The 25,844-nt window shown below is 58.7% G+C and carries 24 protein-coding genes; 12 read left to right on the top strand and 12 right to left on the bottom strand.

Going from position 1 to position 25,844, the window contains the following annotated elements:
* Positions 1-76: 76 nt before the first annotated feature.
* From HNQ39_RS29030 to HNQ39_RS29080, 11 genes are all read right to left on the bottom strand, one after another.
* Positions 77-586: an RNA polymerase sigma factor gene (locus tag HNQ39_RS29030; protein ID WP_184204111.1), complete on the bottom strand. Its 510-nt coding sequence runs from the start codon at positions 584-586 to the stop codon at positions 77-79.
* A 69-nt stretch (positions 587-655) separates the two neighbouring features.
* Positions 656-1,396, bottom strand: a complete 741-nt coding sequence (locus HNQ39_RS29035; protein WP_184204112.1) for a hypothetical protein — start codon at positions 1,394-1,396, stop codon at positions 656-658.
* Positions 1,397-1,531: 135 nt separating this feature from the next.
* Complete coding sequence (locus HNQ39_RS29040) at positions 1,532-1,933, bottom strand: peroxiredoxin-like family protein (RefSeq protein WP_281380385.1); 402 nt, start codon at positions 1,931-1,933, stop codon at positions 1,532-1,534.
* 106 nt (positions 1,934-2,039) lie between these two features.
* On the bottom strand, positions 2,040-2,639 hold the full coding sequence (locus tag HNQ39_RS29045; protein ID WP_184204134.1) for a methyltransferase domain-containing protein: 600 nt from the start codon (positions 2,637-2,639) through the stop codon (positions 2,040-2,042).
* A 35-nt stretch (positions 2,640-2,674) separates the two neighbouring features.
* Positions 2,675-2,878, bottom strand: a complete 204-nt coding sequence (locus tag HNQ39_RS29050) for a YgaP family membrane protein (protein ID WP_184204114.1) — start codon at positions 2,876-2,878, stop codon at positions 2,675-2,677.
* Between the two features lie 80 nt (positions 2,879-2,958).
* Positions 2,959-3,672 carry a hypothetical protein gene (locus tag HNQ39_RS29735; RefSeq protein WP_221290461.1) on the bottom strand — a complete coding sequence of 238 codons (714 nt, stop codon included), beginning with the start codon at positions 3,670-3,672 and terminating at the stop codon, positions 2,959-2,961.
* Positions 3,673-3,684: 12 nt separating this feature from the next.
* The gene (locus tag HNQ39_RS29060) at positions 3,685-4,860 is read right to left on the bottom strand and encodes an NAD(P)/FAD-dependent oxidoreductase (protein WP_184204115.1); all 1,176 of its coding nucleotides are present in this window, start codon (positions 4,858-4,860) and stop codon (positions 3,685-3,687) included.
* A gap of 54 nt (positions 4,861-4,914) precedes the next feature.
* Positions 4,915-5,844: a porin gene (locus HNQ39_RS29065; RefSeq protein ID WP_184204116.1), complete on the bottom strand. Its 930-nt coding sequence runs from the start codon at positions 5,842-5,844 to the stop codon at positions 4,915-4,917.
* A complete protein-coding gene (locus HNQ39_RS29070) occupies positions 5,841-7,202 on the bottom strand; it encodes an MBL fold metallo-hydrolase (protein WP_184204117.1) in 1,362 nt (453 codons plus the stop codon). Before HNQ39_RS29070 ends, HNQ39_RS29065 begins: the two co-directional genes overlap by 4 nt.
* Before the next feature lie 47 nt (positions 7,203-7,249).
* Positions 7,250-7,843, bottom strand: coding sequence for a rhodanese-like domain-containing protein (locus tag HNQ39_RS29075; protein WP_184204118.1), 594 nt, complete (start codon positions 7,841-7,843; stop codon positions 7,250-7,252).
* 77 nt (positions 7,844-7,920) lie between these two features.
* Positions 7,921-8,703 carry a sulfite exporter TauE/SafE family protein gene (locus HNQ39_RS29080; protein ID WP_184204119.1) on the bottom strand — a complete coding sequence of 261 codons (783 nt, stop codon included), beginning with the start codon at positions 8,701-8,703 and terminating at the stop codon, positions 7,921-7,923.
* A 137-nt stretch (positions 8,704-8,840) separates the two neighbouring features.
* Here HNQ39_RS29080 and HNQ39_RS29085 point away from each other — a divergent pair, with 137 nt between their 5' ends.
* Entirely contained in the window at positions 8,841-9,668 is an 828-nt protein-coding gene (locus HNQ39_RS29085) for a sulfite exporter TauE/SafE family protein (protein ID WP_184204120.1), read from the top strand.
* A gap of 77 nt (positions 9,669-9,745) precedes the next feature.
* Here HNQ39_RS29085 and HNQ39_RS29090 read toward each other — a convergent pair whose 3' ends face one another.
* The gene (locus HNQ39_RS29090; RefSeq protein ID WP_184204121.1) at positions 9,746-10,774 is read right to left on the bottom strand and encodes an aldo/keto reductase; all 1,029 of its coding nucleotides are present in this window, start codon (positions 10,772-10,774) and stop codon (positions 9,746-9,748) included.
* A gap of 264 nt (positions 10,775-11,038) precedes the next feature.
* Here HNQ39_RS29090 and HNQ39_RS29095 point away from each other — a divergent pair, with 264 nt between their 5' ends.
* The 11 genes from HNQ39_RS29095 to HNQ39_RS29145 all read left to right on the top strand — a co-directional run bounded on the left by HNQ39_RS29095 (position 11,039) and on the right by HNQ39_RS29145 (position 25,549).
* Complete coding sequence (locus HNQ39_RS29095; protein ID WP_184204122.1) at positions 11,039-11,239, top strand: type II toxin-antitoxin system TacA family antitoxin; 201 nt, start codon at positions 11,039-11,041, stop codon at positions 11,237-11,239.
* Between the two features lie 131 nt (positions 11,240-11,370).
* Complete coding sequence (locus HNQ39_RS29100; RefSeq protein ID WP_184204123.1) at positions 11,371-14,004, top strand: AAA family ATPase; 2,634 nt, start codon at positions 11,371-11,373, stop codon at positions 14,002-14,004.
* Positions 14,005-14,027: 23 nt separating this feature from the next.
* On the top strand, positions 14,028-16,862 hold the full coding sequence (locus HNQ39_RS29105) for an ATP-binding protein (protein WP_184204124.1): 2,835 nt from the start codon (positions 14,028-14,030) through the stop codon (positions 16,860-16,862).
* Between the two features lie 78 nt (positions 16,863-16,940).
* Entirely contained in the window at positions 16,941-17,123 is a 183-nt protein-coding gene (locus HNQ39_RS29110; RefSeq protein ID WP_184204125.1) for a hypothetical protein, read from the top strand.
* Positions 17,124-17,380: 257 nt separating this feature from the next.
* On the top strand, positions 17,381-17,767 hold the full coding sequence (locus HNQ39_RS29115; protein ID WP_184204126.1) for a hypothetical protein: 387 nt from the start codon (positions 17,381-17,383) through the stop codon (positions 17,765-17,767).
* 85 nt (positions 17,768-17,852) lie between these two features.
* Positions 17,853-18,050 carry a hypothetical protein gene (locus HNQ39_RS29120; RefSeq protein WP_184204127.1) on the top strand — a complete coding sequence of 66 codons (198 nt, stop codon included), beginning with the start codon at positions 17,853-17,855 and terminating at the stop codon, positions 18,048-18,050.
* Positions 18,047-19,126, top strand: a complete 1,080-nt coding sequence (locus tag HNQ39_RS29125; protein WP_184204128.1) for a tetratricopeptide repeat protein — start codon at positions 18,047-18,049, stop codon at positions 19,124-19,126. The genes HNQ39_RS29120 and HNQ39_RS29125 overlap by 4 nt, the downstream gene beginning before the upstream one ends.
* Entirely contained in the window at positions 19,123-20,337 is a 1,215-nt protein-coding gene (locus HNQ39_RS29130; protein WP_184204129.1) for an MFS transporter, read from the top strand. The genes HNQ39_RS29125 and HNQ39_RS29130 overlap by 4 nt, the downstream gene beginning before the upstream one ends.
* 108 nt (positions 20,338-20,445) lie before the next feature.
* Positions 20,446-21,321: an RpnC/YadD family protein gene (locus HNQ39_RS29135; RefSeq protein WP_184204130.1), complete on the top strand. Its 876-nt coding sequence runs from the start codon at positions 20,446-20,448 to the stop codon at positions 21,319-21,321.
* A 228-nt stretch (positions 21,322-21,549) separates the two neighbouring features.
* Entirely contained in the window at positions 21,550-24,168 is a 2,619-nt protein-coding gene (locus tag HNQ39_RS29140) for a DUF1592 domain-containing protein (RefSeq protein WP_184204131.1), read from the top strand.
* Positions 24,158-25,549: a DUF1552 domain-containing protein gene (locus HNQ39_RS29145; RefSeq protein ID WP_184204132.1), complete on the top strand. Its 1,392-nt coding sequence runs from the start codon at positions 24,158-24,160 to the stop codon at positions 25,547-25,549. Before HNQ39_RS29140 ends, HNQ39_RS29145 begins: the two co-directional genes overlap by 11 nt.
* Positions 25,550-25,844: the final 295 nt, after the last annotated feature.

Below are 25,844 nucleotides of genomic sequence, written 5' to 3' on the forward strand. Positions count from 1 at the left end.
TCAGCATCATGGTTTCATTATACGAGCGGCTTCTGCCAGTGTTCACCTGTTTCAGCTTCCGGTTCCCTACTCAGCTTCAAGTTCCCAGTCCAGTATCAATCCCCGCACGAACTAGGGAGCGGGCACGGTGCAGGCGAGACTTCACGGCAGCCACCGAAATTCCCAGGCGTTCAGCGACTTCATTCGCAGGGAGATCCTGGACATCGCGTAGCTCATAGACCTTGCGGTAGAGTGGAGGCAGCTCCGCCATCACCTGAAGCAGACATGCCTTCGTCTCTTCCTCAATCAGCTGTGAGTCTATGGAGGGGGCATTCGAAGCGGGCTCGATTCCGTGCTCACTTAGCTCCGCCAAACGCAACACTGGAGCAAGCGCTTCCCGGCGCTTCAGGCGACCGCAGGTGCGCCGGGCAATAATGGCCAGCCAGCTCTGGAATGCCGTCTCATCACTGAGCTGGTGCATGGCGCGGTAGGCATTGAGCAGCGACTCGGAGAGTACGTCGTCGGCATCATCGGCGTTGCCACACATCCGCACCATCTGGCGGTAGACCGCGTCCTTGTGCCGGGCCATTAGTTGGTCAAAGTTCATACCCCAATACTACCCGAAACCAAAAAACGGGCAGGGAGAAGTCCCTGCCCGCTCTGCCTTCTCACCGCACTACTGGCGTGGGGGAACTGGGTGGAAGGTATGCATCCCCGCCATTCCGTTCTTGATGAAGTCGCTCACCGCCTGCGCATGGCTTTGTAGCAGCTTCACTGTGTAGGCATCCTCGGAGGTCTCGACCACCTTCACGCCACGCTCCGTGGCAGTCACGGAGATCACGACCTTGTCCGCATTCTGAAACAGCGCGGCAAAGAGCGGATCGCCTTGACGGATGGGCTGGTTCTTCTCTAAGCGTGTCTTCATCGCTGCCACATGCTCCTGCAACAGCCCTACGGTTTGGGGATCGCTGGACTCGGTCAACGCCTCGATCCCGTTGGGAAGGATCTTCACGGTTCGGCTGATGGTACCGGACTGAGCGAAAAGGGAGTGGATCGTTCCCATGTCCGCCATGCCACCATTCATCATTCCCATTCCACCGCCCATATTGCCGCCACCCATACCTCCCATCTGGTTCATGCGGCCCATCATACAGCCCTGCATTCCCATGCCACGGCCCATCTGGTTCATGTTCATGCGGCCCATCATCCCCATGCCCATACCACCACCCATACGCCCCATCTGATTCATACCACCCATCATGGAGCCCATGTTTCCCATCATGGGGCAGCCCATGCTGCCCTGCTGGGATGAGCCAGAATTGGGGGTCTGAGCCAGAGCGGCCCCGCTCGCAACGAGAAGCGTTGCTACGGCAAACAAACCTGCGGGAAAGACCCGCATTTTACGTCGAATAGTCATCCTGAAACTCCCTTCGCTAACCTGACGGTCACTCCGAAAATCGCTACTACTCGCACTCAGTCACATCACGGTGAACTCCTCCTATAAAGACAGAGGCTCCCCAAATCGAAAAGGGTTCAAGGGCGGGAAAACAAATTAGGACACCGCAGCCAGAATCTCGGAAAGTGGAGGACGATCCGCAGGTTCAGCACAGGGATAGGCAAGCCGGACGCTACCCTTCGTATCCAGAAGGAAGTCACCGCCGAGCTGGTAGGGATCGCCTTTGATCGGCATGAGCTTGCGCCCCTTGGCCAGTAGACGGAAGTAGTACCAAAACATCTTCGGGTGCCAGGCAGCCAGCACTGACGAGCCAAGACCAAAGGCGCTGTAGGCTCGGCGCTCTGGATCGAGAAACATCGAAAAGGGGAACTGGGTCGCTTCCTGCCAGTACCGCGCCAGCTCTGGCGTGGCGAAGCTAACGAGCACCACTTCTATCCCACGTGCTTTCAACTCCTCGTGATGGTCACGCAACTGCGTGACATGCTCCCTGCAGGGCAGTCACCCAAGGTGTCGTAGGAACACAAGGAGCGTCCATCGATGCTGGCTCAAAAGCTCCCCCAGAGTGATCGTCTCTCCCTCTACTGTGCGGAGAAACAGTCCCATATTAGGAGCCATGAGCGGCCTTATAGGCTAATACCTGGACGACGGCGCTTGTGCCTGAGTGAAAGGCTCCCTCGTGAACGTCACGCTCTTGCTCGTGTGCAATTGCAAAGGACAGCCCCGTGAGCTCCTGCTGGAGCATTGCCAGCGGCATCGTGAGTTCGGCTTGCTGTGGCCCCCCAGTGCCTCTTCCCACCTGGGCGGGCGTGTATGCCTCCAAGACAAACGCGCCGCCGGGTCGAAGCCCCTCAACTGCCTGTCGATGAATACGCTGACGTAGCAAAGGAGGCAGATGAGCGAAGATCGAGACAATCCCATCCCAGGCATTGGGCTCTATCTCAAAGTGGGCTAAATCAGCAACAATGGTCTCGATAGTAACCCCACGCTGGACGGCGAGTGCCTGCGCTTTCTGCAAGCCCTTGGCGGAGCCATCCACGCCCGTCACCGAGAATCCACGCTCCGCCAGGAAGACGCCATTGCGCCCCTCCCCCTCACAGAGGCAGAGAATACGCCCCGCTGGAATGCGCTCCACAACCGACGCGAGAAAGTCGTTAGGGGACGTGCCATAGGCATACTCATCCTGTTCGTAGCGATCATCCCACACATCCCGTGGGTAATAGATAGCCATCCGTTATCCTCCTACTTCGTTTTGTAGGTCGAGAGCTTGAAGGGCAGGTAGAGCGGGCAGAAGCTCACCACGCTGGTTAGCACAAAGACCCCCGCAAGCACTCCCGCGACAATCGCGAGTGCCCCCTTCAGGATACCCATCGCGATCAAGATACCGACGACCAAGGCAACAGCCACTCGAATTGCCCGGTCCGCAGATCCCATATTTGGTTTCATCGTATTGACTTTCTAGAGAGAGTGTAGACAAGATTACGGCAGTGCTGACGAGGTTCCCTCAGCTCTTTGACGTGTTCCTGCTACTTCTTGAGGAACTTCTCGGGGGCTTTCTCGAAAGCCGCTTTACAGCTCGGGCAGCAGAACTTGACGGTCTTGCCCTTCCAGGTCACGAACTGCGCTACGTCCACCGGCTCGCCCGTGACCGGACAAGTCTTCTCGCCATCGCCCTTACCGACAAAAGCAGGCTCTTTGGTTTTCGCGACAGGTGCTGCTCCCTTCGGTGGTGCGGGGTGGCTGACGTGCATCCCCGCGATGCCATCTTTGACAAAGCCACTCACGGCCTTCGCGTGCTCCTGGAGCAGCTTCACCACATAGGCATCAGAGCTCGTCTCAGTGATCTTGACGCCCCTCTTGGTGTTCTCCACCGTCATTTTCACTTTGTCAGCATTCTGGAAGAGGACGGCAAAGAGCGGGTCCCACATCCGCATGGGCTGGTTCTTCTCCAGACGAATCTTCATCGCGGCGACGTGCTCTTGGAGCAGTGCAACGGTTTTTGGGTCAGTAGCCTCCGTCAGTGCCTCAATTCCACCAGGGATGTTCTTGACTGTCCGCTTGATCTTCTTGTTGTCCGCAAAGAGCTTGTGGATGGTCTGCATGTCCGGCTGGTTGGGGCCGCCCTGTGCATAGACGGGCGTGCAGAAGCCACTGGAACAAGACGAGGTGCCGCCAGGCACCAGAGTCGAGAGCGCGAGAAGGCCAGCCGTGGCCATCAGTAAACGTGTGTAGTGTTGCATTTTCATTTTCTCCTAAAGTAGCCCTTTGAGCATACCGTGCCAGTACATCTGAGGTAGCAGGTGCCGCTTAACCATGTACATGTCCCAGCGCTCCTTCTTCTGGTCAATAAAGGGGAAGGACTGCTTGACATTGTTGTCGTAGTCGAACTCCGCCATCACCAGCCGTCCGTAGCCGGTGACCACGGGGCACGATGTGTAGCCGTCGTAAGTGGCTGTGGGCGCTTTCTTCTCCATCACAGCCAGCAGATTGCTCACCAGCACGGGAGCCTGCTTGCGAATTGCTGCGCCGGTCTTGGAGGTCGGCAGGCCCGCCGCATCCCCCAGCGCAAAGACATTGAGGAAGCGTGGGTGCTGGAGTGTCTTGATATCCGCCTCGATCCACCCTGCTTGGTTGGCGAGGGGGCTGCTCTTGATAAAGTCGGGTGCGCTCATCGGGGGCGTTACGTGAAGCATGGCATAGGGCTGCTCAGTGAGTGCGCCCGTGTCCATGTTCTTGAAGATCGCCACTTTCCTCGCGGCATCCACTTTTACCAAATCCTGTCGGAAGTGGGTCTGGATGCCGTAGCGAGCGACCGTCTGGGAGAGCACTTTCTCGAACTCCGGCACGGCAAAGAGCTTCGCTCCAGCGGAGTAGAAATGAACTCGCGTCTTGCCAGCCAAGCCGTGCTGCTTGAGGTAGTCGGCGGCAAGGTACGCTATCTTCTGAGGTGCGCCACCGCACTTTACGGGAGTCGAGGGCATGGTAAAGACCACATCACCCTCGCGGACTGCCTGGAGGCTTGTCCAGGTGGAGTCCACGAAGCGCTGGTCGTAGTTGCTACACACACCGTCTTTGCCGATGCTCTCAACGAGCCCTTCAACCTTGTTCCAGTCAATCTGGATTCCCGGCGCGACAATCAAGTAATCATAGGCGAGCGTTTTGCCACTAGCCAGCGTCACCTGGTTCTCCTCGGGCTGGAAGCTCGCCACTTTCTCTTTGACCCACTCGACACCGTGTGGGATCAGGTCTTTCTCCTGCCGCAGCGACTCCGCCACGGTGGTGATGCCACCACCAACAAGCGTCCAGAGCGGCTGGTAGTAGTGCTTCTCGCTAGGCTCGATCAGCGTGACCTGGCCCGCCTTGCCTGCGCGAACCAGCCGTGCTGCCACAGTGATTCCCGCGGTTCCCCCTCCGACGATAACGATCATCTTGATGCCTCCTAACTAAGCAGAGGCATCCAAAAGTCGAAAGGGTTCAACAGGCTACTTCCCGAATAAAAAATACTGATACTGAAGCTCGACACGGTGCTGACGCTGCACGATATAGTCAAGCTGAATACGATTGCGTTTGTCGCTAGGGATCACATTCACACCGAGCGTCAGGCCATTCGTTCCGATATCGGGAGAGTAGGTTTGTACCTGCGCCACCAGCTCGGTGCTGGGCGTGAGCTTGCGCACCACATCGGCATAGCCCCCCTCGGCACGCCGCTTGACACTGCCATCCAGCTTTCCAACCAAGTACTCTGCACTCCCGCGCCAGGGGCCTTGGTGTGCTAAGACATCCAGTCCTGCCCGCGTATCCCAGCCATTAAAATTCTTCGCCCCTGCAAAGACCTTGCTAAAGTCGCGGGAGCTGTTATGGCGGACAGCGAGCGAGCCACCCCACTGGACGCTCCCAAGTTGCTGAGTCGCACGGCCCACCCAGAGCAGCCCGCCCGTACCTGCACCAACTTGCTGAAGTGCCCCCGAACCACGAAAGAGCCCCAAGCTATAGGTGAGGCCCTGATGGGGCTTGCCATCGAACTGCACACCAATTTCACGACCGAAGGAGCGCCCCAAACCACCAACAGGCGAGAGTAAGTCGGACGCGGTAGCGCGGTCGGGGACAAGCAGCTCGCGGTCAATGGTGAGGCGCTGGAGACTAAAGGGCGGACGGAGCTGCCCCACAGTCCACGTGCCCTGAAGTGTCTTCTTGCGCCAGCTCACATCGTGGAGCCAGAGCTCCCCATCGGTGGGGCTTTGGTTGTTTTCTTTAGTGAAGAGCTGGACAAACCACCGCTCACTCTGGGTAGGCTCGGTGCTCAGGTTCACGCGGAACCGCCGCACCGAGCCATAGGAGCCAATTCCATCCCCCGCCGTTGCCCGAAGCTGAGCATAACTCACAACATGAACAGGCGGGACATCCGGGCTCACGCGTTGTACGCCTTCCAGCCACCGGGGACGTCGAGAATGTCACGCCGCCCATTGCGTAGTAGCAGGGAGCAGGCAATCGCCGAGCGGTAGCCGGAGCCACAGATCACGGCAAGAGGACCTTGCGGGACTTCGGCCAGCCGGGCATTGAGCTCTGCAATCGGGATATGCACCGCGCCCTCGATATGGCCCGCTTCCCACTCGCCCGGCGTTCGGACGTCGAGAATCGTTGGTGCAGCTTCCACCGAAAGGAGTGCTTTTAGATCGGCGGGTTCGATCACCCCGAGCGTGCCCAGCTCACCACCGGCGGCTTTCCAAGCGTCCATGCCGCCATCGAGCCAGCCCACCAAGTTTTCGTAGCCCACTCGAATAAGACGCGTCATCGCCTCGGTCTCACGCCCCGGCTCGGCGACAACAATGACAGGCGCAGTGGGAGGAAGCACCGCCCCGACATACGGCGCGAAGTTGCCGTCGAGCTGCACCTCAATCGCGCCAGGGATGTGCCCCGCCTTAAAAGCCCCCGTCGCCCGAGTGTCGAGCACGAGGATACCCTCCTCACTCTGCTCCTCCACAGTGCTTGGCATGAGGGGCTTGGCGAGAGCCAGGATGCTCTCCACATCCGCGCCGCCCTCTTTATTTTTCGCGGCATCGTGGAAGAAGTAGGCAGGAGGCGCACCGAGCCCTTCAATGGCATAGGCGATAAAGCCCGCTTCGTCGCCCTGCATCGCGAGTTGCAGCGGAAGGTTAGTCGCTTTCTGCACGGCGAGCGTACTGACGCGATCATCGGAGAGGTTCTTGCCACAAGCACTTCCCGCACCGTGGGCAGGCCAAACTTCAATCTCGTCGGCGAGGGGTAGGATCTTCTCCCGTAGCGACGTGTAGAGCATGTGCGCCATCTGCTCGCTGGTTAGCCCCTTGGCTCCCACAAGGTCAGGGCGTCCAATGTCCCCTAGGAAGAGTGTGTCGCCGGTGAAGAGGCGCGTAGGCTGCTCGGGCGCTTCCGCCAGAATCGTAATGCCCTCCGGGGTATGGCCCGGCGTCGCTAGGAAAGAAAGGGTGAGGTCACCGAGCGTTATTTTCTCATCCCCAGAAATGGGCTGGTGGGCAAAAGCGGCTCCTGAGTTCGCACCGAGTAAGATCGTCGCGCCGGTGCGCTTAGCAAGCTCGACATGGCCACTGACAAAGTCAGCGTGGAGGTGTGTCTCAATGACGTACTTGATGGTCAGGCCCGCGTTCTTGGCGTCCTCGATGTACTCTTCGACATCACGGCGCGGGTCGATAACGGCGGCTTCGCCATTCGAGCCACCGATAAGGTAGGAGGCGTGCGCAAGGCACCCCAGGTAATAAGGCTGGAAAAACATAGGAGTTTCCTTTCAAACGTAAACGGGTCAGTTACAAGGAGAACCGACTAGCAACAAGTTGTGGTTGTGGATTTAGTGGGAGCGGCCGCCGTCGGGCGGTTCCAGGGCATCTTCTCTAGTAGGATCGCCATGCCACAGAAGCCCGTTGTCCCGGCCAGTAGCAGTCCAGCTCCGACAAAAATCGCCAAGCCGATCCAGCCCTTGCTGACAAAGAGCGAGAGGAGTGTACCGATGAGAATCAGGCCCCCCGCTCCGACCTGCACTTGGCGCATGAGCGGCAAGCGGGTCGAGGCGGTCTTGACCACAGGAAGGGAGGCGTCCATCCAGGCTTTGGTTCCACCTTCCAGAACGATAAGACCGTCGTGGTGCGCCTTGAGCAGCTCACAGGTCATTCCCGCACGTCGGCCACTCTGGCAGATGAGGATAACCGGGTCCTGGCGCTGTAGATCGTTCAGGCGCGCCTCCGCCTGATCCATCGGGAGGTTCATCGCACCGGGGACGTGGCCCTCGGCGTACTCCTGCGGGCTGCGGACATCGATGAGCTGGAAGCGCTCGCCCTTGCTTAGGCGGGCACTCAGCTCCTTGACAGTGACCTTGGGATGGGTCGGATTGGCGCGAGGAGATAGGGTGGCGGTGCTCATAAAATTCTCTTTCAAGCGGTGTACATAATGACAGAGTCAGGCTTTTCGGAAAAGGATTCAGCGGTACAGAAATATTTTTAGCGGTGCAGAAAAATCTCTCGCCCCACCATGTAGGTGCCCATGACCAGGAGAAAGACGCCGAAGGCGGGGCGGAGCTTGTCGCCCGGAATGCGCTTGGAGAGTAGCGTCCCAATACCCATGCCTACCGCCGCCAAGGCCGTCAGCGTCAGGAGAAATCCCCAGTGTGCCTCACCACGAATTTTGGCGTCGGAGAAGAAGCCAAAGAGGGAGTTGGCGGAGATGATGGCCAGCGATGTTCCTACGGCCCGCTTAATAGGCAGCTTCACGGCGAGGGTGAGCGCGGGAACGATAAGAAACCCACCACCTGCACCCACCAAGCCCGTCACGATCCCGACAATCAGCGCAGGCGGGACGAGCTGGCGCAAGTCCGTAGACTCAGCAGTCTCTCCGGTGGCTTCTTTACGTTTGCGTAGCATCGAGATGGCTGTCGCGAGCATCAAAGCGGCGAAGAAGATTAGCAGAAGCGTATCGCGGGAGACTTTTCCCAGACTGTCCGGAATCGCGGGGAGCAGGTAGTGGCGTGTGAGCCAGACCGTCACAAATGAGGGCAAGGCAAAGCCAAGAACCGCACGCCACACGACAAGGCCGCGCCGTGTCATCAGGCCAGCGCCAATCGCGGCGGTCGCTCCCACGATAAAGAGGGAGTAACCCGTCGCCAGCGAGGCAGGCTGCCCAAAAAGATAGACCAGCACGGGCACCGTGAGGATCGAGCCGCCACCGCCCATGAGCCCCAAAGTTATCCCGATGACGACAGCCGCCAGGTAGCCAAATACTTCCATTGAGAGATCTCCGAGCATGCAGAGGCTCTTAAAGCAAGAAAGGATTCAATTTGGTACAACAATCCAGTCAGGGAACTTTTGAAGCCCGATTTTCGCACAACCAGAAGGAGAGAGGCGATGAGCACTATATGGACGTGATGGGGTATTCCCTAGCGGCGATCCTAGGTCTCGCTTTTCTGGGATTAGCTGTCGGAACCTTTGGCACTCTCATTGGTGCTGGTGGCGGCTTTCTTCTGGCTCCCGCCCTCCTGCTTCTCTATCCCCACGAGCGCCCCGAGACCATCACCGCAATCTCGCTTGCCGTCGTATTTTTCAACGCGGCCTCAGGCTCCATAGCCTATGCACAGCAGAAGCGCATCGACTATCGGTCAGGCTTATACTTTGCTCTGGCCTCCGTGCCGGGGACTCTCCTGGGAGCCTACACCACCGGCTTCATTCCCCGTCAGACGTCCAACTTGGTCTTTGGCTGCCTGCTCTTCGTTCTAGGCTGGCTGGTTTTCTTCAACGCGAAGCAGAGACTACTCGCTCCGCAGGCAAGTGATCCGAAGGCAACGAACCACTGTCACCTAGTAGACCGCAATGGTGAGGAGTACCACTGGTCCTACTCGATGCGGCTCGGAGTCGCCATTAGCCTTGGGGTGGGCTACCTTTCCAGCCTGCTTGGCATCGGTGGTGGCACTATCCACGTCCCCGCACTAGCCCGCCTGCTACATTTCCCGGTGCGTATCGCCACCGCCACCTCGCACTTTATTCTGGCACTCGTCGCGCTGATGGGCACGGTTGCCCATATTGCCCTAGGAGCATTTGCCCATGGCTCGCGCCGAACCGTGTTTCTCTCCCTCGGAGTGGTTCTGGGAGCACAACTTGGGGCGCATCTTTCGCACCGAATCCAGGGCACTTGGATACTTCGCGCTCTGGCCAACGCACTGTGTCTGGTTGGGCTGCACCTGCTCTTTTTGCACTGAGCACGTGAGCCAGTACCGTTTTAACCTTGATTTTCAGTGACAGATAGTCGTCGTCGCCTTGCGACGCCAAGATCGCCTTAGGCTCCCCCACTGTCGAGGCCCGGAAGGCGGCCCACCTGCCAGCCCGCATTGTTGAGAAAGTCGGCTACCGCGGTTCCGGGCGGCACCAGCGTGTCGACGCCAGCGAGAAACGCTTTCGGCAGCGAAAGGTAGGCTGCGGGAAGTAGGCTAGTGAATTGCTCCAGAGTTCGCGGCCCGATCAGCGGTGCGGTGACGAGCGGGTTTGCAAGCGTCCACGCGACGGCGGCCAGTGCCGGATCGAAGCCGTGCTCGCGCGCCAATTCAACATACGCCGCCGAGACCTCGGCGGCGCTGGAGTTAGAACGCTCGCGCCACATCAAGTTTCTCGCAATTCGAGACCCTTCAGGAAGTTTTTCGGGCGAGATCGTGCCGTACTTGCCCGTGAGCTGCCCGCCCGCTAGCGGCGACCAGACGATCAGCCCCCAGCCAGCGTACTTTAGAAACCCCGCGCGGTCGTTCTCAATCCGGCGATCCAGGATGTTGTAGGGAGCCTGCTCGCAGACCGGCCCGACCCGGTGCGCCACCTTCGCCGTCCAGTGCGCCTCCGACATCTGCCAACTCGCGAAAGTGCTCGTCCCCCAATAGCGAATCTTGCCCTCTTTCACCAGCGTGTCGAGGGTCTCGACGGTTTCTTCTAGCGGGACGCTGGGATCGTATCGGTGGAGCTGATAGAGGTCGATCCAGTCGGTGCGAAGCCGACACAGGCTCGCCTCAACGCCAGCTTTAAGGTGCCGTCGCGAAAGTCCACGATCGTTCGGCCCCGGCCCCATAGCGCCATTGACCTTCGTCGCCAACACGATCTGGGAGCGGAGGTTCGACTCTACGAAGAACTTCCCGAGAATTTCCTCGCTGCGCCCCGCGGCGTAGACATCAGCGGTGTCCCAGAACGTCACCCCGGCGTCGCAGGCGGCATTCAGAATCGCCAGTGAGTCTTCCTCCGTGGTCGATTCACCGAAGTTCATGCAACCCAGGCAGAGGTTGCTCACCTTCAGCCCGGAGCTTCCCAGAGAAACCGTCTTCGCCATTGCCCACACCCTCTTTCCCGCCGTCCGCTCCACGCAGGTTGGCTTTGGATCATTCTACGTCAGGCGGAGGAAGGGCGCACAGACGCCCCTTCACCTGTTACTGCTCTAAGCAAACGCAGGAGCATCTCCTACGATCCGGGCGTCACCCCCTCGCTAAGTGGACTGCGCTCAGAAAAGTGAGCAATGGGTTAAGCAACAAACCCCTAATCGCGGGTACAAGAAGCCGTTCATTTTTGTACGTACAAAATGTGATAGAGTTGAGGCATGGCTACCCTCACAAAACCCGCCAATAAGGCCAAGGCTAAAGAACCCAGGACGGGGCGCATGAACCTACGCCTGTCCACCTCCGCCAAGACGCTAGTCACCGAGGTAGCACAGCTCTGTGGGCTCAGCCTCAGTGAGTATGTCCTGAGGCACGCCCTGGAAGCTGCGCACCAGCAATATGTGGCTGGCGTGCGCGAGTAGTCTGTGATTGACACTCTCTTGATTGATTACCTGTCTACCTAAAAACACGGAGACACGAGGCGAGGAGCCCTACGCTGCGGCGTAGGGCGTTTGAAAAACGGCGGAGCCCGAGGCAGGGTAAAATCAGCGCAGTGGATACTTGGCACTTCGAGCTACTTGGCGGCGTTCGCGCCTCCACTGCGTCGGTTCGAGTAGATGACCAGGTGGGCAAGAAACCTGGAGCTCTACTGGCCCTGCTCGCTCTCTCACCGGGACGCACCCGGTCCCGTGAGGAAGTCATTGATATCATCTGGCCCGAGGTGGACTTTGACGAGGCGCGCAACCGCTTTCGGCAGACCCTCTTTGTGCTCCGCAAGCAGCTGGAGCCTGCCGGGGTCGCGCCGGGAAGTGTGCTCTTTACAGACCGAACCCAAGTCGGAATTGCGGCGGGGCATACGAGCGATGTTGGGTTGTTCGAGCAAGCGTTGCGCAGTGCCGCTATGACGACCGAGCCGGTTGTTCGTGCCCAGCACTTGCGCTCTGCCTTAGCGCTTTACAAAGGCGAGTTCGCGCCGGGTTTCTACTTGGACATACTGCTCACCGAGCGGGAGAGGCTCAATGCCCTAGCGCAGAGCGCACGAGAGCGCCTCGCCGAGCTGGAGGCCACGCAGAGTACGGAAGTGACGCTGCCCGCACCCGTTCTGCCTGTGCCGGTTCGGACGGAGAACCGCTTCTTTGGCCGTCAGTCCGAGCTTGAGCACCTGCAGCTCCTGCTTGAGGACTTCCGGCTCGTGACGCTTCTAGGGCCGGGGGGTACGGGAAAGACACGTCTCGCACAGGAGCTACAAGCTACCACGCCCAGCTCTCACTTTATCAGCCTGAGCTCACTACGAAACGGGACTAGTATTCCCGATGCCATTGTCAGTACCTTAGCTTTGCCCGACTCCACGGATACAGCGCTGGTGCGCCTGCGAGCTGCTTTTGCCGAAAAGTCGGCGCTGTTGATCTTAGACAACGTTGAGCAATTAGTTACCAGCGGCGGTGCGGAGGCAATCGCAAGTGTCTTAGAAGCTGTCCCCACGCTACGTCTGCTCGCGACATCACGCATTCGCTTGGACTTGCCACAGGAGTCGGCTTGCCAGCTTTCACCGCTTCCTAAAGACGATGCTGTTGCGCTATTTGTGGACCGCGCCCGCCTGGCTAAATCTAGCTTTGTGCTGACCGATGAAAATGAAGAAGCTATTGCCGAACTGTGCAGGCGTCTTGATGGGCTGCCACTCGCCATCGAGCTTGCCGCCGCCCGCGCTGCGATCCTGACACCACAACAGATACTGGAGCGCCTTGCTCGCCGCTTCGATCTGCTATCAGACAAGCGCCGTGACCGAGAAGAGCGGCACACGAGCTTGCGGGCCGCGCTCGACTGGGGCTGGAGCCTGCTTGCCCCCGATGTCCAGCGCTTCTTCACCCAGCTCTGCATCTTTCGAGGGAGCTTCTCGCTCGAAGCCGCCGAAGCCATAACGGGAGAGTTTCTCGCCATTGACTACCTCCAGAGCCTCGCCGATGGCTCGTTTCTTGTGGCGGAGGGAGAGCGCTTTCGCCTGCTAGAAACCCTCAGAGAATATGGCCTGGAAAAACTCAGCAAAGACGATAGCGACACGCTCACCCAAAAACACGCCGATTACTTTATAGACTGGACGGCAGAAAGGAAGCTCCTGCTCAATGGGGCGCAGTTTGCCGAGATACTAGCGCTCTTTAAGCAGGAGCAAGATAACTTTATCGCGGCACTAGACCGAACCCTGATCTCTGATGCCAAGCGGGCGGTGGTTCTGTGCCTGAACGTGGCGCGTTTCTGGAACTTCTCCTACTGGCTTCACCCGGCCCTGAGCTACCTGCAGCAAGCACTCGCCGCGACGGAGCGTGCGGAAATTCCAGCGGAGCAAGTGGCTCTGCTCCACTCTAACTTGGGGCTGGCCTATGAGTCACTTCAAATGGACTATCTTAGCGCACGAACCCATTACCAGAAGTACTACGACTTTAAACAAGGGCAGCTTAAAGAGCGGGAGGCCGCAGGCGACGATGACGCGACACTCTTCCCGATTCGGCGTGCCCTTGCGGGAACGGTACATAATCTGGGAACGAGCTACTGGTTTGCCAAAGACCTGGACGCCGCTCAGCGCCACTACAACGAGGCCCGTATTCTCAATACGGCTATCGGCAACGATGCCTGGCGTGCATTCAATCTCTGTGGATTGTACCTGGTCGCTTGGACACGTGGCTACTCCGCAGAAGACCCGGAGGAGCAGGCGATCTACTTTGAGCAGGCACTGAGGTATGTTCAGGAGGGGGAGGCGATCTGCCGCGAGGTTCAGCAGGATTTCTATCTGTGTTACATGCTCTGTGGGCTTGCCCGTCTCTATCCGCTCTTGAATCAGCAGGAGCGTGGCCTGCCTGCTTTAAAAGAGGGCTTTGAGATCGCCTGCGCTCTGGAGCACCGGGTTTATGTTGTGGATTTTCTCTACTTCTACTACTGTCAGGCACTCCACGACAAGCGCTTCGAGGAAGCCACGCAGTTCTGGGGAGCTGCGGCAGGCTATGCAAAACAGTGGGATATTGTGGTTCCCCATGAAGATCGTCACCTGCGTCCCCAAGTCAATCTAACAGAGCTTCTGGGGCAGGAGCGCTACGACCTGCTCTATGAGGCGGGCTTCCACGCCTCTCTCGAATCCCTCCAGACCCTCGCCGCTCGGATTCACACGTCTCACGAGACGCAACGACTAGCCTACTGAAGAATCGGTATAATCGAGCCTGTATGGTACACCTGAGGCTCCTAGGGACCTTCCGTGCTCAGACCCAGGAGGGGCTCCCACTACGCTTCAGCCGCCGGAAATCAGAGGCACTCGTGGCCTTCCTCGCGCTCCATCCTGGCCCGCACTCCCGGGAGAAACTCGCCGGGCTCTTTGGGGGTGAAGGCACCGACGACGACACACGAAGGGCATTGCGTGTCGTTCTCACCGATGTGCGCAAAGCGCTGGGCGAGACGAGTCTCCAGGGCGACCGGGATACGCTGGAGCTATCCCCCGAGCTACGGGTACAGCTCGATACGACGGCACTGGAGCGGCATCTGCGCCTAGGGGAGCTAGAGGCGGCGCTGGCCCTCTGCCAAGGCGAGCTTTTGGAGGGGATCTACGACGACTGGGTGCTGCCACTGCGCGAGCACTACCGGCGGCAGGTATGTGAGGCTCTAGAGAGCCATGTCGGGCGGCGACGAAGCGCGGGGGACTATGCCGGTGCGATTACCTCGGCCCAGCGGCTTCTCGCTCTGGACCCCGCCCATGAGCCTGCCCACCAGCATCTGATGGTTTGCTACGCCGCCTCGGGGGATCGACAGAGCGCTCTCGCCCAGTACGAGGCCTGCCGTGCGGCTCTGGAAAAGCGGCTCGGGACAGCTCCCTCGAAGGAGACTCAGGCACTCTGGCAGGAAGTTCAGAGACACGCTGAGGGCACCACGGCGGCGGCACTGACCAACCTGCCCCGCCCCCTGACCAGCTTTATAGGGCGCGAAGAGGCCCTAGAGGAGATCGAGACCCTTCTCACTCAGGCGCGGCTCGTGACCCTCACGGGAATGGGGGGGCATGGGAAAACACGCCTCGCGATCCAGGCGGCTGAGGAGGGTAGCCACGCCTTCCCCGATGGCGTCTGGTGGGTGGAGCTCGCTTCGTTAACCGAGGAAGGACAGCTAGAGCAGGCAATTGCTCATGTCCTAGGGGTGAAGGAGCGGGGTGGGAAGCCGCTGCGGCTGCAGGTGGCACAGGCACTTAGCGAGAAGCGGCTCTTGCTGTTGCTGGACAACGCGGAGCATCTGCTTGCCGCCTGCGCCGACACGGTCGAGTACTTGCTGGCGCACTGCCAAGGACTCACCGTTCTTACTACCAGCCGTGTCCGCCTCGGGGTGCCCGGTGAGACTGCCTGGGCGGTCCCCCCCCTCACCGTGCCGATACGCACTGAGCTCAAGTATCTCAAGAAGAACGAATCTGTTCAGTTTTTTATCGAGCGAGGGCGCATAGGGGGGCTACAGCTGAGCGACGAGAACGCGGCGACCATCGCCACGCTCTGCCAGCGACTGGAGGGAATCCCTCTGGCATTGGAGCTAGCGGCGGCGCAACTACGTACCCAGAGCCTAGAGCAGCTCGCGAGCCGTATCCAGACCACCTTAGAGGCGCTGGTCTCCGACGATCCCACCCAAACGCCACGTCAGCGAACCCTCCATGCTCTGGTCGCGTGGAGCTATGCGCTCCTGAACCCGGTAGAGCAGGCGCTCTTCCGACGGCTTGCGGTCTTTGCGGGAAGTGGAGGGTTGGAGGCGGTGGCAGTGATCGCAAGCGGCTACGATACGCCTCACGAGACACTCCTTCCCCAAACGACGGCCTCGGTGTGGGCGCTTCCCGTCACGGGTCTCCTCGTGACCCAACAGCTACTGGAGAGCCTCTCGGAGAAATCTCTCCTGCGACGTTTTCGGAGCGAGCAGGGAGTGCGCTATGGCATGCTGGAGACCCTGCGTGAGTTCGCCTTGGGAGTGCTACAAGACGAAAACGAGTGCGTGCCTCTACGAAAGCGCCATGCACAGTATTTCTCCGAGCAGCTTGCCCACGCGAGTGTGGATCTCTACACCGCACAAGAATCTGGGCTCTTTGCCCTGCTGGAGCAGGAGCTTCCCAATGTGCGCGAAGCACTGGCACACCAGCTGGAGACACCAGACTGGCTTTGCTCTGCCCCAATGCTCTCCACCCTACGGCGCTTCTGGCAGGTGCGAGGGTACTTCACCGAGGCGCGTTCGTGGCTAACCCGGCTCCTTGAGCACCCTGCTGCCCTGTCTCTCTCCGAGGAGCGGGGGGAGCTCTTACACGGGCTGGGTGTACTACTGGCCCTGAGCGGTGAGCTCGAAACGGCACGGGAGTGGCTTGAGCAAGCCCAAGCGGTCTATGAGGCCTGCTCCGTTCCAGAGAAGCGGGCCATTGTCCTCAATAACCTTGGCAATATCGCCATGGACCAGCACGACCTAGCGACCGCACGTCCCCTCTTCGAGCAGGCACGGCTCTTGGCGGAGGAATCAGGGAGTGTGCGTGTCCAGAGCATGACCCTCAACAACCTCGGCACCTTCTTGAAGAGCTCTGGGAACTGGGCAGAGGCGCGGGTGGTTCTGGGCGAGAGCCTTCGGTTGTACGAGAGCCAGGGGAACCGACGCGGGATGGGAATCGTGCTCAGTAACCTGGGAGCAATCGCCCTCGATTTGCAGGACAACGTCGAGGCGCAGCAAAACTTCACCAGCGCTTTATTGATTCACTGTGAGGTGCAGGACCGCCGGGGGGCAATGATCTCCGTCATCAATTTAGCGACCTTAACCCGCCGTCAGCAGGACTGGGAAGTCACCGCGCTCCTACTGGGAACCATACAAACCACACTAGAGCAGCTTGCCATTCAGCTTGGCCCAGAGGCGCAAGCCGCCTACCAAGGGCTCCTCAATGACACCCGTCAGGCCTTGGGCGAGTCGCGCCTTGATGTTATCCTGGCTCAGGGCAGAGCGCTCTCAATGGAAGCGGCCATGGAGCAGATTCCATCCGCGCTACAGAGCCAAACGGCTTTGTAGCGCTTTTGTAGCGCTTGCTCCTTAGAATGGTTTTCGTAAGCTAAATCAACTCCCTTATCGGAAAGGAAAACGAAAACCATGAACACCAACATCATCAAGACCAACGCAACCAAGGGCGCTGGCATCAACCACAACGAGTCCACGCTTCGCACTTCTGCTGGCAAGGGATCTGGCACGAATCATAACGAGAGTGGGCTCCGCACTTCTGCAACGAAGGGAACGGGCGGCAATCACAACGAGAGCGTGCTCAAGGTGAAGTAGCCCCCATCGCCGAGACGGTGCCCCCCCAATCATAGGACTGAACTGCCCCCATGATTGAGGGGGGTGAGGAACGAGGCAGGGGCGTGGGGCAAATATAACACAACATTTTCCCGCGCCTCGCCAAAACTAACGGTGGACTAACGGAGGCTTCGTAAGATGGTGTCATAGCAAGCAGCCAAGCACAAAACAAAAATAATAAAGCAAGGCGCTTGAAAAAAGACCAGGCGGAGACGCCCGGAAACAAGGAAACCAAAACTATGAACACCAACACCATCAAGACCAGTGCAACCAAGGCCTTCGCACGGAACCACAACGAGTCCACGCTACGCACCGCTGCTGCAAAAGCCTATGTTCGGAACCACAACGAGAGCGCACTCCGCACCGTTGCTGCAAAGGGCATCAGCATCAACCACAACGAGTCCACGCTACGCACCGCTGCTGGCAAGGGGCTAAGCCTCAATCATAACGAGAGCGCGATTAAGACCACGGCTGCCAAGGGTATCAGCCTCAATCACAACGAGTCTACGCTACGCACCGCTGCTGCAAAAGCCTATAATCGGAACCACAACGAGTCCACGCTACGCACCGTAGCTGCAAAGGGCGTGAGTCTCAACCACAACGAGAGCGCGATCAAGGCGAAGTAGCCTCCCCTGCTCGTACCCTTGCCACTCCCTTCCCGGAGCCGGAAGGAGTGGCGGGTCGAGGTGAAAACGGAAACGGACGAAACGGATGAAAACTCTCTTACTGATTGCCCTACTTTTGATGACGACGACACCTAGCTTTGCCGACGACTCCAACTCCGAGCGTCCCGGCTGGATGCGCGAGGGCAAGGTCGTTCAGGCCCGCGAGCTCTCTGTTGCCTTCCAGGGCTTTGTCTATCTCACCTGCTACGCCACCTCCCAGAGCGCCGTAAAGAAAAACGCATGAGCACAATAGAGAGCGCCATCGCACTTTTTGAAGATGCCAGTGCCGCCCGTGAGCAGGGCAGCATTGCCCAAGCCACGACACTCTGTGCGCAGAGCTTGGCGCTCTTTGAACAGCTTGAGGGCGACTCTCCCGACACCGCCAACGTTCTCCTCACCCTCGGCGAGCTTCAGCAGGCGCTTGGCGACTACGAAGAAGCAAAAGAGTCGGCGACACGGGCGGAGACGATTTTAGACACCCTGAAAGAGAGCTTTACAGGGCCTGTTGCCGTAGGGCTGCGCGTACAGGCACTGGGGCAAATCGGCAATGTGCTTCGCCACCAGGGGAGGTACAGCGAGGCCAAGTGCTTTCTCGGTAAGGCCCTTGAGCTGGCCCGCGATGGCTTGGGTGAGAGCGACGAGAACACGGCCTTTGCCCGCAACAATGTCGGGATGCTCTACAAGTACACTGCCCAGTTCGACGAGGCCGAGGAACTCTACGGCACCGCACTCACCGCACTTGAGAAAGAGCTCGGGGAAGGGCACCCCAACACCGCCACGCTCTACCATAACCTTGGGGGACTAGAGCACGCCCGCGGAAATTACGAAAAAGGCGAGCCACTGGCAAGACGAGCCTGGGAGATTAACCGAGAGCACCTCGGCGAGAGCCATCCCACCACCCTCGCCGATGCCGCCGCTTGGGCAGGGCTCCTCGATGGATTGGAGCGCTACAACGAATCCGAGCCAATCTACCGGCGAGTCCTAGAGACCTTCGAAGCCCTCTACGGCCCCGAGCACTACGAGGTAGTCGTTGCACTCAACAACCTCGCCAATGTGCGTTATGCGTTGGGGGATGTGGCAGAAGCCGAGTCTCTCATGCGCCGTGCTCTGACCGCCAAGGAAAGCTCCCTCGGCCCCGAGCACCCCGACACGGCACTCACGGCAAGCAACCTGGGCGTCATCCTCCAGAGCAGGGGCCAGACCGACGAGGCACGCACCCTCTTTACCCGCGCCCTCAACACGTTCCAGAATACCGTCGGCAAAGACCACCCTAAGACTCAGATGGCACGCGAAAACCTTGCAAGTGTAGGACTTTCGTGACCGTCTTTCGAGCCCTGCGAAACCGAACCTTCGCCGCACTCTGGCTAGGGCAGACCCTCTCCCGTATCGGGGACTTCACCTATGAGCTCGCACTGGCATGGTGGGTCCTCAAGAAAACCGGCTCACCACAGGCAACCAGCCTCGTGCTGATCTTTGCCCTCACCCCCTCAGTTCTCTTTTCACTTCTCGGAGGAGTCGCCGCGGATAAGTTCGCGCGTGCCTGGCTGATGCTCGGTTCAGATATAGCCCGTGGAGTCGTCGCGCTGGCCGTGGCCCTGCTGAGCGCCTCGGGAAGGCTAGAGGTGTCGCATCTCTACGTGGCGAGCCTGCTCTTTGGGTTTCTGGATGCCTTCTTTCAGCCCGCCTACGCCGCCCTCGTTCCCCAGCTCATCTCCGAGGACGAGCGCCCTTCCGCCACAGCACTTACGGGCATCAGTATGAGCCTCGGACGAATCGCCGGGCCTGCTATCGGTGCTGGGCTGGTGGCAGCCCTAGGTCCAACGTTAGCATTCAGTATAAACGCCGTGACGTTCTTCGTCTCCAGTCTTCTCCTGCTTCCTGCCCTGGGAGTTCGCCTTCCCAAAGCCGCGATTCCCCATGAGGCTCCCCTCTGGCAGTCACTCGGAGAAGGCTTTCGCACGGTTCGTCGCCAGCGCTGGCTGTGGGTAAGCATCGTGCTCTTTGCCTTGACCAATATCACCCTGGTCGCACCGTATTGTGTCTGTATGCCCTATCTGGTGACGCAAGTGCGCCACGCGGGAGTGGGCACTCTGGGAATACTCTACGCCGCATTTCCACTGGGTTACCTGCTCGGGGGTCTCTGGCTTGGGCGACTGCCGCGGCTACGGCGACGTGGTCTGGTGATGCATGGAGCGATGGCTCTAGCAGCGACCATGCTTGCGCTCCTGGGAACACGTCTGCCACTCCCCGTTCTCCTCGTGGCAGCTCTGATAAACGGGGTGGCGCTGGAGGCCAATAACCTGGCCTGGATGGGACTCCTCCAAGAGAAGATCCCTCCCGAGCAACAGGGGCGTGTCTTTAGTATCGATGCGATGGGGTCGCTCGCACTCCTGCCTCTTGGGCTCGCGCTGGTAGGCTGGGGGGCAGTGGTGCTTGGGCCAGATAAGATCTTTCTCCTTGGTGGCAGCGTGACCACCCTGCTCTCTCTGTTCGTACTAGTAAGCGTGCCCTCCCTACGTCAACTGGATTGAGCCACCAGGAAATGGCTGTGAGCTAAGATACCAAAATATGGTTCCTTTAGGGAGACACTTAGGGCATGGAGCGACTGCTGACGCCCCTCGGGGTGAGAACTCCCCGGAGTGCTCTGGCGGGTACAATCAGACATGCCCACTCCCTTCGACGCGACCACCAAAGAGCTGGTACGATTCCAGCCCGAGGACTGGCTCGCGCTCCTCGGACTGCCACCTGAGCCCTGTGAGCTGGTGGATGCGGATCTGGCAACCGTCTCCACAGAAGCTGACCGACTCATTCGTGTCAACTCCGCCAAGCCCTACCTCGTCCACATAGAGTTTCAGGCAGGGCACGATGGGCATGCCGTTCCGGGCCGAATGTTGCGCTACAACGTCCTGGCGGGTGAGCAGACTGGCCTCGTCGTCCTGAGCTATGTGATCTTGCTCCGACCCGAGGCCGACAGCCCCGCGCTCACGGGCAACGTCGAGCGCCTCCGTCCCAACGGAACCCGCTACCTCGCCTTCGAGTTTGGCGTGATACGGCTCTGGAAGCTACCAGTTGCTCAGGTACTCCGCGGCGGACTAGCGACACTTCCTTTGGCTCTACTCTGTGACCTTTCCGCCACAACACCCGAGAATGTAGTCACGAATCTAGAGACCAGGATCGAGGCGGAAGCAGAGCAGGAAGAGCGGCGCAAACTCTGGACTTCGACCTACTTGCTGGCTGGGGTGCGGTACGCACCGGAAATTGCCGGTAAACTATTGGAGAAAGCGGTGGCACAGATGAAAGAATCCATGACATATCAGAAGATCCTCGCAGACGGACGCGAGGAAGGCAAGGTTGACGGGGAGCGCTTACTCTTCTTAAAAGTGTCTCGACCTCGTTTAGGCGAGCCCGACGCAAAGACGCTCGCTGTCATCAATGCTGCATCCTCGGAGACTATCGAGCTTTGGGCAGATAATTTGAACCGCGTCGAGAGCTGGAGCGAACTCGTCAAAGCCTGACGACTCCAACGGATTTCGAAGGCGTGAGTGGTCTGTACGGGTTGGCGCAGGTAGCTCACGTCCTCTCGTTTTTGGACCGTCTTTCGCCCCCACCTCATCCACCTATTGTCAAAAAAAACGGTGGGGTTTTCGGACTGTCGAATGTGACCTCACACACTTTTATGGGGACAGATCCAGAGATCTGGGGAGCCCAAAAATAACTCGTTGCCCCCGTCCGGAAACTCAATAATGCCTCACCACTTTCGAACAAAACTTGCTACCACTCTGACACTTGTTGGGCTGGCAGGATCATTTATTCCCGTTGGCACTGCTGAACCCATGCCGAAGGCCAAGCGTGACGACTATCAAAAGTTTGTCGCACCGCTCCTCGCAAAATCCTGCATCGCTTGTCATGGTCCGAAAAAGTCTAATGCGGGACTTCGAATCGACCAACTGGATCCAAATCTTCTCACGGGTAGGGACGTCGATCGGTGGATCGAGATTTACGACGTCCTCAGCAAACGCGAGATGCCGCCGGCGGGCGAACCGAACTACCATCTCAAGGACGAGGACAGAGCCCGGATCATCGAATGGTTGGGGAAGGAAATGCAAAAAGTCTCCCAGACCCGGAGAAATGCCGGAGGTCATGGTTCCTTCCGCCGCATGGCGAACTACGAATACAACCACGCCCTGCAGGACTTGCTGGATCTCAACCTTCAGTTTACCGAGGCACTCCCGCCCGAAAACACGTCCGAAGATGGCTTCAAAAACAGCTCAAAGTATCTCCAGATGTCGGCGACGCAGCTCGAGACCTATCGTGAGATAGCCATCGAGGCCCTACAAAAAGCAACCGTCGAAGGAGACCGCCCTCAGGTGGTGACCTGGCAGATCCCGATGCAAGAGGTGCTGGACAAAGCCGCCGCCTTGAAACAGAAACCCATCCCTCCCAAAAACTCCGCGAATGCCAAAGACATCCGGTATACCCACGTTCTCAACAAGGACACTGGTGAGGGCTTCTCCTATAACTGGGCCTACTACGTTATCTTAGATGGTGAAGCCCGCCAAGGGATCTGGAATCTCAAACCTGACAAAACCACCTCCGCCATCCCGCCTGTCTCCAACGTCGTCGCGGTTCTCCCGCCTTCCCGACAGTTCCACCTCGATCTGGGAAACTCGGTTCCAGAGGAAGGCATCTTACGGGTCCGGATTCGCGTCGGTGCAAGCGAACGCCAGCCTGGGCAGTCGGCAAACCTCAGATTGGTTTTCGGCTTTCAAAGCAACAATGAGGGAAGAGGGTCCGTCATCGTCAGCGAGCGGGACGTTGAAGTGACCGCTTCCACCAAGGATCCGAAGTTTGTCACCTTTGATGTTCCGCTCGCTGGGCTGCCGCGAAACCCCTTCCGAAAAACGCACGAAATCGGAAGCTTTCCCAACTGCACGGAGTATCTCGAAATCCACAACATTTCCTCGACTGGAAAAGGAGGAAAGAATCCGCCGGTAAATCTAGAAATCGACTACGTCGAAGTGGAAGCCGGGCTCTACGAGACATGGCCGCCAAAATCCCACACCGCCATCTTCTTCGATAGCCCAAATCGGAAGGATGAAAACGCGTATGTCCGGGAGATTCTGAAGCGCTTCATGACGCGGGCGTGGCGACGTCCAATTACAGATAGCGACATCGCGGCCTACCACCAGCTCTTCAGAAAATATCGCCCTGGCTTCTCCACTTTCCAAGAAACCGTGATAGAGGTCCTCGCCACCGTGTTGGCCTCACCCGAGTTCCTTTATCTCGTTCAAACCGAATCCCCCAAACCTTCTCAGACTCGGACAGTCAGCGACCTGGAGCTGGCCAATCGTCTCTCCTTCTTTCTCTGGTCCAGCATTCCGGACGCCCAGCTCCTCGACCTCGCCTTTTCTGGCAAACTCAAATCGCCGAAGACTCTGGATTCCCAAATCCAGCGCATGTTGGCTGATCCCAAATCAAAGCGATTCACCCGGCACTTTGTCCAACAGTGGCTGGGCCTTGAGGCCTTGGACAACGTCGTCGTCGATCCATTGAAGTTCCCGATCTACGACGAAGCGTTCCAGAAGAACCTCATCGCGGAGCCGCATGCCTTCTTCGACCACGTCCTGCGTAACAATCGCAGCATTGTGGATTTCCTCCAATCGGACTACCTCGTCATCAACGAACCCCTGGCGCAACACTACGGAATCCCCGGCGTGACCGGGCAGGAATTTCGGAAAGTCCCCATTGATGCCCGAGTCAACCGCGGCGGCCTTCTCACCACTGCGGCCGTCCTCACCATGACTTCCACCGGGGTGGATTCCAATCCGCTCAAACGCGGCGTTTGGCTCCTGGAAAGAATGCTCCACGACCCGCCACCACCGCCGCCGCCCAATGTTCCCCAGGTGGATCTCACCGACCCCCGGATTCTCAAAATGACCCCGAAGGAGCGGATGGCCGACCATCGCAACAATGCCGCCTGCCGGTCCTGTCACGCCAAGATCGATCCCTGGGGGATTTCGTTGGAAAACTTCGATGCCATCGGGCGCTTCCGCACCACCATCAATGACAAGCCGGTTGATGCCACCGCCGTCCTCTACAACAACAAAGCACTGGAAGGAGTGACGGGATTAAAAAGCTACCTCATGGCCGACCGGCAGGATCAATTCAGAAAAGCGATGGTCCACAAATTGAGCACCTACGCTCTAGGCCGCCCGATGTCGTTTGCCGACCGCAGTGAGCTAGATAGAATAGCAGCAGAACTCAAAAAACGTGGAAACGGTCTGAAGGACCTCGTTTCCATCATTATTCACAGCCGTTTGTTCCGTGAAAAGGTCGTGGGGGGAAAAGAACATGAGAAATAATCGAGTCGTGATGAAACGACGAACCTTCCTTAAAGGTGCTGGTATTGACCTCGCGCTGCCATGGATGGAGACCTTCGCCGCCAAGGGTGAGTCACAGGATAAGCTGGCCCGCTTTGTGAGCATCTACCATCCGGACGGAGTGGGCCTGCCCCGGCAGGATGACCCGGCTTGGAAGGACTGGAGCTGGTTCCCGCAGGGAGGCGAACGCGACTTCCGCCTCACCAAGGTCCTCGATGTCCTCGAACCGCTACGCAACGACATCACGATCTACTCCGGCCTCTCCCATCCCGCTTCGCGCAAAGTCCACGGTCACTCCAATGCGGACCAATACCTCACGGGTGCCGCCACCGGAAGCGAGGGGCCGTATAAAAACACGATCTCACTCGACCAAGTCATCGCCGAAGAGTTTGGCCGCCACACGCGCCACTCTTCGCTCGTTCTCTCTACCAATGCGGGAACCGGCGCTCCGCGCGCCACACATACTTCCTCCTTCGACCAACAAGGCCGTCCCATTCCTTCTATCAGCCGTCCCAAAGAGATCTTCGACCTCCTCTTCGTCACCCAAGGAAAGGAAACCCGCGACAAACTCGCCCGCAGCAAAAGTGCGCTCGATCTCCTCATCGCCAACGTCAACACGCTCAATCGCAAGCTCTCCAGCCACGACCGCGAGACGCTCCAACAATACCTCGATGCAGTCCGCGACACCGAAATTAAACTGCACAGGGCCGAAAAATGGATCGATACCGCCCTTCCCGAAGTCGATGCCCGCCACTTGAATCTTGAGGTCACCGTCCGCGACAGCCGCGCCTACGTGCAGACCATCTACGAGCTCATCTACCTCGCCTTCCTCAGCGATTCGACCCGTGTCGCCACCTACATGATGGGCAGGGAAAACTCTGGAGGCCCGCAGGATTTGCTGGCCCGGGCCGTCGGCCTCAACAACGCCCACGGCCTGACTCATGAGGTCAAGAAACCCAACGGCTGGCGCAACCTGGGAATCTACAACCGCTTTCAAGCGGAGGAATTTGGTCGCTTCCTCCAAAAGCTCAAAGACACCCCCGAACCCAACGGAAACGGCACCCTGCTCGACAACACCTTCGCCATGCATGGGTCCGCTTCGAGTAGTTTCCATCTCTCGCGGAACTACCCCATCATCTCGGCTGGCGGCAAAAACCTTGGCTTCAAAAACGGCCGCTACCTCAAGTTCTCCAGAGACGAAAACCTTCAGTCCAACGCCGGAATCGATGACGACTCAGGTTGGAGAAGCGACATCGAGCATTATGAACTGCCGCTCGCCCACCTCTTCGTCACCATCCTGAAACGCGTGGGTATAGAGACCAACGAGTTTGCCGGCTACAAGGGTACTCTTGATCGGGTCTAGTTGCCGTGCTTTCCGCGACCTGATGAAAGAGCCGGATCTGTTCGTGCGTGCCTGCCCCTTGCCACTCTGGTCAGAGAGTACAGCAAGGGGTCGAACAAACATAGCGGTTAAAGAGGGACACCGACACAATGGGAGCAAAAACGGGCCAATTCTAGGCTCAGTTCTCTCCTTGGTAATGCTCGTCGGTAACGTGCTCAAGCCAACTGTACGGACGATCTGAATTTCCCCGTAATTTTCTCAGGTAGGCAGTAGGTCATTCCGGGGCTATTGTAGAGTCGCGAAACAAACACAAAGC

Origin of the sequence: Armatimonas rosea (assembly GCF_014202505.1) — a bacterium.
GTDB classification, from domain to species: domain Bacteria; phylum Armatimonadota; class Armatimonadia; order Armatimonadales; family Armatimonadaceae; genus Armatimonas; species Armatimonas rosea.

Bases quoted from the DNA above. Each gene is read 5' to 3' on its own strand.
- HNQ39_RS29030 (WP_184204111.1), bottom strand. From the start codon at position 586: ATGAACTTTGACCAACTAATGGCCCGGCACAAGGACGCGGTCTACCGC.
- HNQ39_RS29035 (WP_184204112.1), bottom strand. From the start codon at position 1,396: ATGACTATTCGACGTAAAATGCGGGTCTTTCCCGCAGGTTTGTTTGCC.
- HNQ39_RS29050 (WP_184204114.1), bottom strand. From the start codon at position 2,878: ATGAAACCAAATATGGGATCTGCGGACCGGGCAATTCGAGTGGCTGTT.
- HNQ39_RS29735 (WP_221290461.1), bottom strand. From the start codon at position 3,672: ATGCAACACTACACACGTTTACTGATGGCCACGGCTGGCCTTCTCGCG.
- HNQ39_RS29060 (WP_184204115.1), bottom strand. From the start codon at position 4,860: ATGATCGTTATCGTCGGAGGGGGAACCGCGGGAATCACTGTGGCAGCA.
- HNQ39_RS29070 (WP_184204117.1), bottom strand. From the start codon at position 7,202: ATGTTTTTCCAGCCTTATTACCTGGGGTGCCTTGCGCACGCCTCCTAC.
- HNQ39_RS29075 (WP_184204118.1), bottom strand. From the start codon at position 7,843: ATGAGCACCGCCACCCTATCTCCTCGCGCCAATCCGACCCATCCCAAG.
- HNQ39_RS29080 (WP_184204119.1), bottom strand. From the start codon at position 8,703: ATGGAAGTATTTGGCTACCTGGCGGCTGTCGTCATCGGGATAACTTTG.
- HNQ39_RS29085 (WP_184204120.1), top strand. From the start codon at position 8,841: ATGGGGTATTCCCTAGCGGCGATCCTAGGTCTCGCTTTTCTGGGATTA.
- HNQ39_RS29090 (WP_184204121.1), bottom strand. From the start codon at position 10,774: ATGGCGAAGACGGTTTCTCTGGGAAGCTCCGGGCTGAAGGTGAGCAAC.
- HNQ39_RS29095 (WP_184204122.1), top strand. From the start codon at position 11,039: ATGGCTACCCTCACAAAACCCGCCAATAAGGCCAAGGCTAAAGAACCC.
- HNQ39_RS29105 (WP_184204124.1), top strand. From the start codon at position 14,028: ATGGTACACCTGAGGCTCCTAGGGACCTTCCGTGCTCAGACCCAGGAG.
- HNQ39_RS29110 (WP_184204125.1), top strand. From the start codon at position 16,941: ATGAACACCAACATCATCAAGACCAACGCAACCAAGGGCGCTGGCATC.
- HNQ39_RS29115 (WP_184204126.1), top strand. From the start codon at position 17,381: ATGAACACCAACACCATCAAGACCAGTGCAACCAAGGCCTTCGCACGG.
- HNQ39_RS29120 (WP_184204127.1), top strand. From the start codon at position 17,853: ATGAAAACTCTCTTACTGATTGCCCTACTTTTGATGACGACGACACCT.
- HNQ39_RS29125 (WP_184204128.1), top strand. From the start codon at position 18,047: ATGAGCACAATAGAGAGCGCCATCGCACTTTTTGAAGATGCCAGTGCC.
- HNQ39_RS29140 (WP_184204131.1), top strand. From the start codon at position 21,550: ATGCCTCACCACTTTCGAACAAAACTTGCTACCACTCTGACACTTGTT.
- HNQ39_RS29145 (WP_184204132.1), top strand. From the start codon at position 24,158: ATGAGAAATAATCGAGTCGTGATGAAACGACGAACCTTCCTTAAAGGT.